This window comes from Pseudoalteromonas sp. BSi20480, assembly GCF_000241365.1.
Taxonomy (GTDB): Bacteria; Pseudomonadota; Gammaproteobacteria; order Enterobacterales; family Alteromonadaceae; genus Pseudoalteromonas; species Pseudoalteromonas marina.
Map to the genome: position 1 here is coordinate 1 of NZ_BADX01000109.1, position 13,282 is coordinate 13,282.

Annotated in this window: 13 protein-coding genes; 4 read left to right on the forward strand and 9 right to left on the reverse strand. The window is 39.8% G+C overall.

The annotated features are described in order from the left end of the window. Positions 1 to 228: 228 nt before the first annotated feature. From recG to asnC, 3 genes are read right to left on the reverse strand one after another with little or no spacing between them, the layout of a single operon-like run. On the reverse strand, positions 229 to 2,310 hold the full coding sequence (gene recG / locus P20480_RS06715; protein ID WP_033025589.1) for an ATP-dependent DNA helicase RecG: 2,082 nt from the start codon (positions 2,308 to 2,310) through the stop codon (positions 229 to 231). 60 nt (positions 2,311 to 2,370) lie between these two features. After that, positions 2,371 to 3,057, reverse strand: coding sequence for a tRNA (guanosine(18)-2'-O)-methyltransferase TrmH (trmH, locus tag P20480_RS06710; RefSeq protein WP_008130677.1), 687 nt, complete (start codon positions 3,055 to 3,057; stop codon positions 2,371 to 2,373). 40 nt (positions 3,058 to 3,097) lie between these two features. Continuing rightward, entirely contained in the window at positions 3,098 to 3,556 is a 459-nt protein-coding gene (gene asnC / locus P20480_RS06705; RefSeq protein WP_006794737.1) for a transcriptional regulator AsnC, read from the reverse strand. A 197-nt stretch (positions 3,557 to 3,753) separates the two neighbouring features. Here asnC and asnA point away from each other — a divergent pair, with 197 nt between their 5' ends. Then, positions 3,754 to 4,749, forward strand: coding sequence for an aspartate--ammonia ligase (gene asnA / locus P20480_RS06700; RefSeq protein ID WP_033025590.1), 996 nt, complete (start codon positions 3,754 to 3,756; stop codon positions 4,747 to 4,749). A 37-nt stretch (positions 4,750 to 4,786) separates the two neighbouring features. Here asnA and P20480_RS06695 read toward each other — a convergent pair whose 3' ends face one another. The 6 genes from P20480_RS06695 to P20480_RS06670 all read right to left on the reverse strand — a co-directional run bounded on the left by P20480_RS06695 (position 4,787) and on the right by P20480_RS06670 (position 11,187). Continuing rightward, positions 4,787 to 6,394 carry a DUF342 domain-containing protein gene (locus P20480_RS06695; protein ID WP_008130679.1) on the reverse strand — a complete coding sequence of 536 codons (1,608 nt, stop codon included), beginning with the start codon at positions 6,392 to 6,394 and terminating at the stop codon, positions 4,787 to 4,789. A 156-nt stretch (positions 6,395 to 6,550) separates the two neighbouring features. After that, positions 6,551 to 6,943 carry a RidA family protein gene (locus P20480_RS06690; RefSeq protein WP_008130680.1) on the reverse strand — a complete coding sequence of 131 codons (393 nt, stop codon included), beginning with the start codon at positions 6,941 to 6,943 and terminating at the stop codon, positions 6,551 to 6,553. A 12-nt stretch (positions 6,944 to 6,955) separates the two neighbouring features. Continuing rightward, positions 6,956 to 9,061: a bifunctional GTP diphosphokinase/guanosine-3',5'-bis pyrophosphate 3'-pyrophosphohydrolase gene (gene spoT / locus P20480_RS06685; RefSeq protein ID WP_008130682.1), complete on the reverse strand. Its 2,106-nt coding sequence runs from the start codon at positions 9,059 to 9,061 to the stop codon at positions 6,956 to 6,958. Positions 9,062 to 9,189: 128 nt separating this feature from the next. Further along, entirely contained in the window at positions 9,190 to 9,465 is a 276-nt protein-coding gene (rpoZ, locus tag P20480_RS06680) for a DNA-directed RNA polymerase subunit omega (RefSeq protein ID WP_006794742.1), read from the reverse strand. A 124-nt stretch (positions 9,466 to 9,589) separates the two neighbouring features. Further along, a complete protein-coding gene (gene gmk / locus P20480_RS06675) occupies positions 9,590 to 10,210 on the reverse strand; it encodes a guanylate kinase (protein WP_008130684.1) in 621 nt (206 codons plus the stop codon). A 116-nt stretch (positions 10,211 to 10,326) separates the two neighbouring features. Further along, positions 10,327 to 11,187, reverse strand: coding sequence for a YicC/YloC family endoribonuclease (locus tag P20480_RS06670; protein ID WP_008130686.1), 861 nt, complete (start codon positions 11,185 to 11,187; stop codon positions 10,327 to 10,329). A gap of 179 nt (positions 11,188 to 11,366) precedes the next feature. On the opposite strand from P20480_RS06670, the gene rph reads away from it, so the two are divergent. Genes rph through P20480_RS18315 form a run of 3 tightly spaced genes read left to right on the forward strand, consistent with a single transcriptional unit; the run spans position 11,367 to position 13,185 of the window. Then, positions 11,367 to 12,080 carry a ribonuclease PH gene (gene rph / locus P20480_RS06665; RefSeq protein WP_006794745.1) on the forward strand — a complete coding sequence of 238 codons (714 nt, stop codon included), beginning with the start codon at positions 11,367 to 11,369 and terminating at the stop codon, positions 12,078 to 12,080. A gap of 18 nt (positions 12,081 to 12,098) precedes the next feature. Then, the gene (gene pyrE / locus P20480_RS06660; protein WP_006794746.1) at positions 12,099 to 12,743 is read left to right on the forward strand and encodes an orotate phosphoribosyltransferase; all 645 of its coding nucleotides are present in this window, start codon (positions 12,099 to 12,101) and stop codon (positions 12,741 to 12,743) included. Between the two features lie 55 nt (positions 12,744 to 12,798). After that, positions 12,799 to 13,185 carry a diacylglycerol kinase gene (locus P20480_RS18315; protein WP_006794747.1) on the forward strand — a complete coding sequence of 129 codons (387 nt, stop codon included), beginning with the start codon at positions 12,799 to 12,801 and terminating at the stop codon, positions 13,183 to 13,185. The last annotated feature ends 97 nt before the right edge of the window (positions 13,186 to 13,282 follow it).

Sequence of the window (13,282 nt, forward strand, 5' to 3'; positions counted from 1 at the left end):
CGTCTCTTTTTTAAGAGTGTTTTGGCTATTCAATACACTGGCCTAAGATAGGCAACATTTCACTGTGACTCTCTACCGCTGTGGGCACTACAACATAATTTATAAGGCTAAGGGTAGGAAGTAATCAGCGTATATGCATTTACATCCAGAGGTTTCAGCTAGAAGACTGTACACTATATTTGAAAACCACTTACTACCTAGAGTGATGCTGGAATAAGTATAATTGGGTTATGCTTGTGCGTAGTTTGTTTTATTGCCCAACCAGCGTTGAATGAGTGGATCTACATATTGAGGGTATTGATTTAACATCTGTTGTGCAATAGGTCTTACTTGGTTTAGGGTTTGTTTATCTCGGGTTAAATCAGCAATTTTAAATTCTGCTAAGCCTGTTTGCTTAGTTCCTAGGACTTCACCTGGGCCGCGTATTTCTAAATCCCGCTCGGCTATCACAAAGCCATCGTTACTGTCTCTAAGTACACCTAAGCGTTTTTGAGCGGTATGCGAAAGTGGTGCATGGTATAAAAGAACACAATGGGAGGCAATACTCCCTCTTCCCACACGCCCGCGTAACTGGTGTAATTGTGCTAAACCTAAGCGCTCTGGGTTTTCAATAATGATTAAGCTTGCGTTAGGTACGTCAACACCTACTTCAATTACTGTTGTAGCCACTAAAACATGTATAAGGCCTCTTTTAAAGTCGTCCATGATGGCCTGCTTTTCTGCTGGCTTCATTCGTCCGTGTACTAAGCCAATACTTAAATCTGGCAAGGCTTCCTTCAATTGCACAGCACTATCTTCAGCTGCTTGGCATTGCAGTGCTTCAGACTCATCAATGAGTGTGCATACCCAATAAACTTGGCGATCTTGTTCATTACAAGCTGATTTAACGCGAGTAATTATATCGTCACGACGCGTGTCTGGAAGTGCTACTGTAGTAATAGGTGTTCGCCCAGGTGGTAACTCATCAATAATTGAGACTTCTAAGTCGGCATAAGCTGTCATTGCTAGAGTACGTGGAATGGGGGTTGCGGTCATCACTAGTTGATGTGGATAACAGCCATTAAATTGTCCCTTTTCTCTTAGTGTTAAACGCTGGTGAACACCGAACCGATGTTGTTCATCAATAATTATAAGTACTAGGTTGTTAAATTTTACTTCATCTTGAAATAAAGCATGTGTACCTACAATCATTTGTGCTTCACCAGAGGCAATCTTTTCTAGTGTTGCTGTACGTTCTTTACCTTTTGTTTTTCCACCAAGCCATGCTACGTCTATGCCTAATTGTTTAAACCATGAGGTGAAACTTATACCATGCTGCTCTGCAAGTATTTCAGTAGGTGCCATTAAAGCTACTTGAAACCCTTGAGCTATTGCTGTTAATGCGCTTAATGCCGCAACGAAGGTTTTGCCAGAGCCTACATCGCCTTGAACTAGGCGCATCATAGGATAAGGAGATGCGAGATCAACTTTAATTTCTGACACAACACGATTTTGTGCATTGGTTGGCGCAAAAGGCAATTGTGATAAAAATTGAGGCTCTAATTTATTTGTAGAACTTATAGACACTGCTTTTACTTGCTGTCCTTGCTTTCTTACTTTTAATAAGCTTAGGTTTTGTGCAAGTAATTCTTCAAATACTAATCGCTGCTGAGCAGGGTGTGTTCCTTGCTCTAGTTCATTAACGTCGATATTACTAGGTGGGCGATGAAGCAATAATAAGGCGTCAGCTAGTGCAAGTTGAGAAGGTTGCCATTGCACGGGTAACAGTTCTTCAACAGAGTATTTATTAAGCAGCTCTACAGCTTGTTCACTTAGGGCCCTAATAGATAATTGCTTTAAACCATCTGTTGTTGGGTATACTGGCGTTAATGTTGAAGCTGTTGGCTGCTCACTTGGTGTATCACTTAAACTGTATTCTGGATGGCTCATTTCAAAGCCAACACGCCCGCGGCGAACTTCGCCGAAGCAACGTATTATTTTTCCAGGGCTTAATGCATTTTTTTGTGCTGCACTGAAATTAAAAAATCTAAGTGTGAGCCTCCCTGTATTATCATTTACTTGCACAACGAGCATACGTCTTTTGCCAAATGTGATCTGGCTTGTTTCTATTGTGGCTTCAATGCTCACGTGGCTGTGTAATGACAGTTCGTTGATGGAATAAATACGGGTTCTATCTTCGTACCTAAGCGGTAAGTGAAAGAGCATGTCTTGCACGTTTTTAATACCTAGCTTTAAAAGGCGTTCGGCCATTTTGGGTCCGACCCCTTTAAGTTCCGTAATGGGGTATTGGTTTAAGCTAGGTTTAGACAATGTAGGCTCAAATCTTTTTATTTGTGAATGAGTTAAGTGTACTCACAGGCTCGCTAAGCATCAAGCATGTTTTAAGGCGTGCCAAAATTCATCGTCAGCAATTATTTCACCTTCTTCATCGAGTGGCGGGTAAGGTAGTTTTTTTATACGGCATTGTTTAGCTATAACGGGGTGGTAGCCTTCAAAATACATAGGGTGTTTTATATCTTCGCTCAACATATTACGGTTATATAGCCCTGCCTTTTCGCGTTGATGTTGTGCTTCAAATAAAATGAGTGCTGCAGCCACAGAAACATTAAGAGATTGCACCATGCCTTGCATAGGGATAATTATGTTTTGATCGGCATGCTTAAGGGCTTGTGCTGAGATCCCTGTTTTTTCTTGCCCAACAATAATTGCTGTGGGTTTTGTGTAATCTATTTCTCTAAAATCAACGGCATCTTCGCTCAGGTGCGTGGCTAATATTTGTATATTTGGGTTGTGCTGTCGCATCATGGTTGCGGCATCATCAATATTTTTATGAAGGTGGGTTTCTAGCCAATTTTTACTCCCGCCTGAGGTGTTATTAGTTAGCCATTTTTGGTTTTCAGGCCATACAGCATGTACATGGTGGCAACCCACTGCGTCGGCACTTCTTACAATAGCCGATAGGTTATGGTGTTTGTGCACGTCTTCTAGGCACACGGTTAAGTCGGTTTGGCGACGCGATAAGACGTCTTTAATTCGTTGATAGCGATTTTGCTGCATGGTGATCCTCTTTTTTATTAATTATACGAAATTTTATGTACTAAGGCATCACTGTACGGCTAATTGGGTTTTGTAAAGAAATAAGTGTCTCGGTGGACTGGATAGCTTCTATCGCTTGAATTTTATTTATTAATACATCCTGTAAGTGGTCGATTGATTTAGCCATTACTTTAATAAAAATGCTGTAATTACCGGTGGTGTAATAGGCTTCAACAACTTCTTCGAGCGCTTCGAGTTTAATGAGTGTTTCAGGATAGTCGCGTGCATTATTTAAATTAATACCAATAAAGCAGCAAACGTCATAGCCAAGTCGCTTTGTATTTATACTTAATTGGGTGCCTGTGATAATTCCTGCTTGTTTTAATTTTTCTACACGCACATGAATAGTGCCGGCACTTACGTTAAAACGTTTCGCTAATTCTGCATAAGCTGTGCGGGCGTTTTCCATTAAAGCGTGAAGTATCTGTTTATCGAGATTATCGATTTGATAATTTTCCATTATTTTTTCTTATTTAAATTAGTGAATTCATATTTTTATCCCCTATAAATTAATCGAAATTATACATTAAAGCTATTTTAATTGTGGGTTATTGAATTAAAAGTTTAAATCGTTACAGTAACTTCATTAGCAGCATCTGTTAGGTGCGTTATTAAAAATAAAGTAAGTAACAATAACTGGGAATGAGGCCAATTATTATGAGTTCACACTATGTGCAGCAGCAGTTGCAAATAAGCAGCGTAAAGCAATTTTTTTCACGGCAATTGGAAAAACAGTTAGGGCTAGTCGAAGTGCAGGCACCTATTCTTGCAAAAGTAGGTGATGGCACACAAGATAATTTAAGCGGTCATGAAAACGCTGTAGCAGTAAATGTAAAAGCGATTGCCGATAGCCAATACGAAGTTGTGCATTCGCTAGCAAAGTGGAAACGTAAAACGTTAGGTGAGTATGGATTTAGTAAAGGTGAAGGCCTTTACACTCAAATGAAGGCACTGCGCCCTGATGAAGAGTCGCTAAGTCCTATCCACTCGGTTTACGTTGATCAGTGGGATTGGGAAAAGGTAATTTGTGAATCAACAGAACGTTCTTTAACTACCCTCAAACGTACAGTTGAATCAATTTATAAAGGCATAAAAGAAACAGAGCAATTTGTTAGCGAACACTTTTCGCTTGATCCTTTTTTACCAAGTGATATTCAATTTGTGTACAGTGAAGAGCTTCGTAAAATGTACCCTGACCTTACGGCTAAAAATCGCGAAAAAGCAATAGCAAAAAAATATGGTGCTGTATTTTTAATTGGGATTGGCGGTCAATTAGGCGATGGTCAAATTCACGATGTAAGAGCGCCTGATTATGACGATTGGTCTACACCAACGAGCGAACAATATATAGGGCTCAATGGTGATATTTTAGTATGGAATCCAATACTGGAAGATTCCTTTGAGATATCTTCAATGGGGATTCGTGTAAGCCCCGAGGTACTAAAAACTCAGTTGAGGATTACAGGAGATGATGACCGCCTGCAATTGAATTGGCATAAGGCATTATTAAAAAGTCAGTTTCCACAAACTATTGGTGGAGGTATTGGGCAATCACGTTTGGCTATGTTATTGCTGCAAAAGGAACATATTGGACAAGTTCAAGTTGGAGTATGGTCAACACAAACACATGCAAGTGTTGACGGTCTACTCTAATGAAAGATATAAGAGTGCTGCTTTGAGCACTCTAGATTCACGATGTTTTAAACTCAACTTCTACTTTGTTATTCATCAGTTTTATTGTGCAAGGTGGGTAATTACGGTTTGTTTTAAGAACTTTATCAAAAATATGTATTTCCACACCTGAATGTAAAACTGTATTGACGATTAAGTGTGTATTTGTAAGTAATTCATGAAGGTTATTCTCTAATGATGAGAGTTGCCTTTCATATTGCTCTGCTTGTTGACATAGATGTAACTGAGTAGCACCAATTTTATTGATAAGTTCGTTTTTTCTTTCTGGATCTTTAAGCAAGTCTGCTTTTTCTAATGCAGGTTGTAAGGAGTCTAATTGCTGCTCCGTTTTAGCAAGCTCTTTAAAGCACTCGTCAGTTTCAGCAGTAATATCACCGCCGGAGCTTGCTAAATTAATAACCATTTTAGCACCCGATTCGTTGCCAATTTCACCAGCAATTAATGTTGTCGCGTCTAAAATCTCGCCGCCAAATATCTTACCTTTAGGTAAATCTGGTTGACCTACCTTAAGAGCATGACGTGCCTTTATAATACAGTGGCTAGTTTGTCGCTCAATAAAAATATTTGCAGCTTCTAAATAGCAATATTGTGAGTGGGATACATGAATGTCGCCTTCACATATAAGCTTACACGAAAGCGATTTGTCGTCAGATTTTTGATGCCCAATAACGCCTTGCTTAACAGTAATATTACCGCCGGCCGTTAACTCACCAGATTCAACAGTACCAAATATTGTAATATCACCTTTGGCGGTTACTTTCATTCCAGGTTCTATATTTCGAGTAACAATCACACTGCCTTCAAAATCAATATGACCGCTTTTAACGTTGACATCGGGAATAGTAAAAATATCGTCTACGCGCATTCCGTTAGTAATTTCAATAGGCACACCTGATATGGTTGATACTAACTCTAGAGGGTTAAGTTTAGAGATCTCGGTACCCTCACCGGCAACAAGTTGTTTATTGTCACCCGGTTTCGCTGGTAGTATATCGCCAAGTACAGTAAAGCCTTCTTTTCCTGGAGTTGCGGGTTGCTGGCGTATAAGTACCGCACCAGGCTCAACACTTGCCATTTTACCAAAGTCACGCATATCAACGCTGCCATCTTCTTTTAACTTTGGGGTTTTTAGATGGTCTTTTAAAGTTCTTACTTTGGTAACGAGTTTAGTTGCTAAGCCATCACTGGGCAGGCGGCCTTGAGCCAAAATACCCTGCACAACCTCACCTGCTTTAGCAGTAAATTGCTTTTGTAATAGTTGTTCTAAATATGCTTGCTTATAACCACGAACTATACCTGCTTTGACTAGCTGTTTTTTTGCATCATCAAGGCTGAGTAAATCACCGCCTTGCGCGACGGTAAGCTCGCCAGTAGCCATCATTTTATCATCACTGATGACAACCTCTAACTTTGCATCGTATTTGGTCGCGACGATAAGTACTGGCTCTGCACTTTTATCTTTGAAGAATGCATTAATTGCGTCGTAATCAATTTTACAGTCGCAAAATTTAGACATTTCTATTGCTTCAATAACAAATGTAGCACTTGGAGGCGGGTGTTTATTTACATCGAGTAAAACATTCCCATTATGAGCAAGCTTAAACACAGCTAATCCTTTTTAACCACTAAAGTTTTAGTAAATTAATGACATAGTTACAGAGTGATAGAAATTGAAGACGGAGTCAAGATAGTAAGAATAACAATATAGTATAAAAAGAGGACAGGTGTGAGCTATAGAGTGGGTCTATAGCTCAGGAAAATATTAGTTAGTTGAAGGCAGTTCCATTATTCCGTCAATCTCAACTTGTACACCTTTTGGTAAAGCACGTACACCAATTGCTGCACGTGCAGGGTATGGCTGCTTAAAGTACTGACTCATCACTTCGTTAACGACAGCAAAGTTAGATAAATCAGTTAAATAAATATTTACTTTAACTAAGTCTTGAATTTTACCACCGGCTTCTTCACACACTGCTGTGATATTTTTAAACACTTGATGTGTTTGCTCACTAAAGTCTTCTGATATAACCTCCATAGTCTCAGGTACTAATGGAATTTGACCAGACAAGTATACTGCAGTGCCAACTTTAACTGCTTGGCTGTAAGTACCTATTGCTGCAGGTGCTTTTTCGGTGGATATAAATGCTTTGTTCATGTTTTTCCTATGTTATTTTTTTCGATAGACTTTTTGCACATCAGGCATTACGCGAATTTTTCGCATAATATTGGCAACATGGACACGGTTTTTAACCGTGACTCCAAGGTCTATCACATATAAATTACTTTCTTTTTCGTCAGTCGCTATTTCAACAATATTAGCGTGGGTTGTGGCAACTACGTTGGTTAACTTAGCTAACGCACCTTGATGATTAATAATCTCTACCCTAAGGGCTGCTATGTATTCTTTTTCAGGGTTATCATCCCATTTTACGACCAAGTATTTAGATCGTTCACTTTCCCAGCCACGAATATTTTTACATTCTTGGCGATGAACTGTTAATCCTTTACCTTGGCTTATGTGTGCAGTAATTGCATCACCTGGGACAGGGCGGCAACATTTAGAGTAATTGACTAACATGCCTTCTGTTCCAATAATGGTCGCTTTGGCTTGTTTAGTTATGTCGGTCAAGTCGTCAGAATCATTTTGCAATAAACGCTTGGCTATGAGTACGCTCATTAAATTACCAGCGCCAATTTCTACAAGCAACTCAAGTAAGGTCGAAAGTTCATGCTCTTCAAGAACGCGTGCAATATTTTCATCAGGAATACTATCTAGCTTGTTTTCGCCTAGTGCAGAGTCAAGTAAGCGTCTACCAAGCAACATAGCTTCTTCATGATGCTGACTCTTAAGGTAATTACGAATACCTAAGCGCGCTTTACCCGTCACAATAAAGTTAAGCCAAGTTGCATTAGGGTGAGCGCCTGAACTGGTGATCACTTCAATTGTTTGGCCTGTGTCTAGTGGTTTACTTAGCGGGTAAGGTTTGCGGTTAACACGCGCGCCTACACAGGTATTGCCTACGTCGGTATGAACTGCATACGCAAAATCGACCGCAGTAGCACCCATTGGTAGTTCAACTATTCGGCCATCAGGGGTGAATACGTAAATTTCCTCAGGAAATAATTCTGTTTTAACGTTTTCAATAAATTCAAATGACGACCCTGCACTTTGTTGAAGTTCAAGTAAGCTTTGCATCCACTGACGAGCACGTTGCTGAGACGTATTTCCTGCACCATCGCCAGCTTTTTTATACATCCAATGTGCTGCAACGCCTTTGTCGGCCATATGATCCATATCATGAGTACGAATTTGTATTTCTACAGGAATACCATGCGGGCCAACAAGCGAAGTATGCAACGACTGGTAACCATTTGTTTTAGGTACCGCAATGTAATCTTTAAAGCGAGTTTCAATAGGTTTATATAAATTATGCGCAACGCCTAATACACGGTAGCAGGTATCCATTGAATCGACGGCAATTCTAAACGCATAAATATCCATTACCTCATTAAACAGCAACTCCTTATTTAGCATTTTTTTATAAATGCTATAAAGGTGTTTTTCGCGTCCAGATACAGTAGCAGCAATGCCCGATTCTTCTAAGCGAGCTTCTACTTCGGTTTGAATATTGGAGATAACTTCTTTGCGGTTACCACGGGCTTTAGCCACTTCCGACTTAAGTGCACGATGGCGCATAGGGTATAATGCTTGAAAACCTAAGTCTTCCAATTCATTTTTTATATCGTGAATACCCAAACGGTTTGCAATGGGTGCGTATATTTCAAGTGTTTCACGCGCTATGCGGCGGCGTTTATCAGGGCGAAGTGCGCCAAGGGTGCGCATATTGTGTGTTCTATCGGCAAGTTTGATTAAAATAACCCGAATGTCTTGGGTCATTGCCATGATCATTTTTCGGTAGTTTTCAGCCTGAAATTCTTTTTTATCTTTAAAGCTCAGCTTATCAAGCTTACTTACACCTTCAACAAGTTCTGCGACAGTTTCGCCAAAAATCTCAGCTAAGTCTTGTTGGCTAAAGTCGGTATCTTCAATTACATCGTGCATTAATGCGGCCATGAGCGTTTCATGATCAAGGTGCATACCTGCGAGGATTTGAGTTACTTCAACGGGGTGAGTAATGTAAGGCTCGCCGCTTGAGCGAGTTTGACCTTCATGGGCCTCTCGTGCTACCACGTAAGATTTTTGTACCAGCTCTACTTCAGCAGCAGGTAAGTATTCAGAAATTTTCTTTTTTAGACCTTCAAAAAGATACATTCACACTCCAATGTTCTAGTGAAGCAAATTAGGTAACGGTAAGTTAAGAATATACGATGAAAAGAAAGGATTGCCAACGGCTATAGTAGAAATACTGCGCCGTTGGCTAAATCAGACCGGGAGGTCGATTATTGGTTGCCACCAACAATAGCAGCAACAGCAGCAAGTTCTGCTGCTTCTTGATGTTGTTGTTCTTCACGGTCGATTAAATCCATTGATGAGCTATCAACAAGGTTTAATTCAATTTCACGTAAAGCAACAACGGTCGGTTTATCGTTTTCAGGGTCTACTAGTGGAGTTTTACCACCAACAGCAATTTGGCGGGCACGACGAGCCGCAACTAAAATTAAGTCAAAACGATTACCAACTGCATCTACTGCATCTTCAACTGTTACGCGAGCCATCTCAGCACTCCAAAAATAATTTAAAAGCAAAGGCGTAGTTTACTGCACGCAGGGACTTTCGCCAATAGGTAGTGGTCAATTTTTATCAGTTTTACTGAGTATGACCTAATTAAATGCCCTTAATTTACTTCAAAAGGTCATTTAGTAATTTTTTATTACGAATTTCTTGAGCGCTTAATGTTAAACGCTGCGCCATAACAATCGTTTCGATATCACCAAAGGCAGTATCAAAATCATCGTTTACAATAACAAAATCGTACTCGTTGAAATGAGATGTTTCAGATTGTGCTTTGGCCATACGAGACGCAATAACATCTGCAGAGTCTTGGCCGCGGTTATTTAAGCGTTGTTCAAGTTCTGCTTTAGAAGGCGGTAAAATAAAAATAGTCTGCACGCTTGGCATAATTTTACGAACTTGCTGTGCACCTTGCCAGTCTATGTCTAAAAATACATCTATGCCTGCGTCAAGTTGCGACTCAATAGCTTGTTTTGATGTACCGTAATAGTTATCAAAAACTTGTGCCCACTCAAAAAAATCATCTTTGGTAATTAATGCTTTAAACTCATCTGTAGTTACAAAGTGATAGTGAATGCCATTTTCTTCACCTGGGCGAGGTGAGCGAGTGGTGTGCGATACCGATACTTTCATATCTGCATGTTTCTTAAGTAAGGCATTAATTAAGCTAGACTTACCTGCACCTGATGGCGCTGATAAAATAAATAAGTTTCCGCGAGTTTGAGCCATGTTTTTCTCTATCAAAAAATAAACAGGCTTGAGTTATAAATAACCCAAGCCTTTAATTATTACATTGTACTTTATTTAGCTATTTGTGCTCAAGTGAGTCACAGGCGTACTTTACGCTATTCAATATTTTGGATCTGCTCACGCATCTGTTCAATTAGAACTTTAAGCTCCACTGCTGCATTAGTAATATCGCTATTAATAGACTTAGAGGCGAGGGTATTTGCTTCTCGGTTAAACTCTTGCATCATGAAATCTAGGCGACGGCCACATGCGCCGCCTTTTTTAAGAATTTTTTTAGTTTCTTTAACATGAGACTTTAAGCGGTCGAGTTCTTCGGCTACATCTTGTTTTTGTGCCAGATAAATTAGTTCTTGCTCAAGACGAGACTCGTCAATATTTGTCGTTAAATCTTCCAATTTTTGTTCAAGTTTCTCACGCTGCCATTTAGTAATTTCTGGCATGTGAGTTTCTACAGTGTTTACTTGCTCTATAATTGCATCAAGGCGAGTTGCTATCATCTCTTCTAAATTTGCGCCTTCATCACCCCGTGCTGATTTAAAGTCTTCTATTACTTCATCAAGCCCTGCAATTAGCGCTGTGTTTACGCTGTCCATATCCAGTTCTTCGGCTTCCATTACACCAGGCCAGCGTAAAATATCAACAGGGTTTATCTCACCATTACTTTGCTGTTGAACCCATTTAGCACTATTTATAAGTTGTTCAGCCAATGCTTGATTGATTGATAACTCACCAACATGAGCTGGGTTTGCAACAAACTTTAAAAATACTTCTACTTTACCGCGCTGTAGATGTTTACGTAAGCGTTCACGAATAACAGGCTCCATCCCACGAAATTGCTCTGGTGCGCGAATAAAGGTTTCAAGGTAACGTTGGTTAACTGATCGAACTTCCCAAGTGCCAGTGCCCCAATCGCCTTTTATCTCGCGACGCGCATAAGCTGTCATACTGTGGATCATGGATGGTTTCCTAAGTTTTATAATACATAATTAATTATTATTATACCGAAACACTCTCCAACCTCTAGGGAAAATTTAAGTAGCTGAATGTTTTGCAACCAGGTATTTGTTAAATCAGCATGGTATCTGTACTCACATACACTTATAATGTGGCAAATTATGAATTAAGGGGATCGTCAATGCGTCCAAGCCAAAGAACACCAAATCAAATTAGACCCGTATCATTTACACGTAATTATACTTTACATGCAGAAGGGTCTGTACTTGTTGAATTTGGTAATACCAAAGTACTTTGTACAGCTACGGTTGAATCGGGCGTTCCGCGTTTCATGAAAGGCCAAGGTAAGGGATGGATAAATGCTGAGTACGGCATGCTTCCAAGGTCAACACACACGCGCAATGCTCGTGAAGCGTCTCGTGGTAAGCAAGGTGGCCGAACAATGGAAATTCAACGTTTGATCGCACGTGCACTTCGCGCTGCAGTTGATTTAAAAGCACTTGGCGAAAACACAATTACTATTGATTGTGATGTCATTCAGGCCGATGGTGGAACACGCACAGCATCAATAAGCGGTGCTTGTGTTGCACTTGTCGATGCACTAACCCACATGCGTGCCAAGGGTATGATTAATTCAAACCCGCTTAAGCATATGATTGCTGCGATTTCAGTTGGCATATATAAGGGCCAAGCTATAAGTGATTTAGAATATATTGAAGACTCAGCGGCAGAAACTGATATGAATGTAATTTTAACTGAAACAGGTAAAATTATTGAAGTTCAAGGCACGGCAGAGGGCGAACCGTTTTCGTTTGATGAGCTTGATGAGTTACTTACATTAGCAAAACACTCTATTAGAGAGATCATTGACGTTCAAAAGCAAGCATTAGCATAAATAAGTGGGTAGCAAAAAATGAAAGATTACCAAAAAGAATTTATTGAATTTGCGCTAGAAAAGCAGGTACTGAAGTTTGGTGAGTTTACCCTTAAATCAGGCCGTACTAGTCCATACTTCTTTAATGCAGGCTTATTTAACACTGGACGTGATTTAGCACGGTTAGGCCGTTTTTATGCTGCAGCTCTAGAAGATGCGGCTATAGAATATGATGTTTTATTTGGACCAGCTTATAAAGGTATTCCAATCGCTACCACCACAGCTGTAGCATTAGCAGATCATTACAACAAAGATGTACCTTATTGCTTTAACCGCAAAGAGAAAAAAGCGCATGGTGAAGGCGGTACATTAGTAGGCTCACCATTAAATGGTAAAATAATGCTGGTGGATGATGTGATCACTGCGGGTACCGCAATTCGCGAATCAATGGAAATCATTGCAGATAATGGCGCAGACTTAAGTGGTGTATTAATAGCACTAGATCGTCAGGAAAAAGGTAAAGCTGAGCTCTCTGCTATTCAAGAGGTTGAGCGCGACTTTAATACACAGGTAATCTCTATTGTTAAACTTGCTGATTTGATTAGTTACCTTGAAAACCAAGGGACAATGGGTGAACATTTAGTATCAGTAAAAGCGTATCGTGATAAATACGGCGTAGCCTAAAATATAAAGCCTCGCATTGCGGGGCTTTCTTTTGACCTTTAAAAGAGCTTATTTAATGAAAGATGTATTCAAACCAAATGGATTAGGGTTCAAGCGTGTATTTAAAGCCACATACTGCTCCTATCTAGGATTTAAAGCAGCGTTTAAAGAAGAAGCTGCATTCAGGCAAGAGTTACTGATCTGCATAATCCTTTTTCCTTTTTCATTTCTGCTGGCATCTTCATTACTTCATTGGGCAATTCTTATGTGCTCACTGCTAGTGGTATTAATTGTTGAATTATTAAACTCAGCAATTGAAGCACTCACTGATCGTGTAAGCACAGAACTTCATGTCTTGTCAGGCAGAGCAAAAGATATGGGCTCTGCAGCCGTCACGCTTTCACTAATGATCCTTGTGATCTTGTGGGGAGTGAGTTTGTATATGAAGATCGTTGGATCTTAGCCTACCGTTTCAAAGCAAAATTGACGATACATGTTAATAAAATGAAAGGAATGTTGTTTTTTTAGTGTGTTTAGTTTAAAAACTCATCGAACAGCAT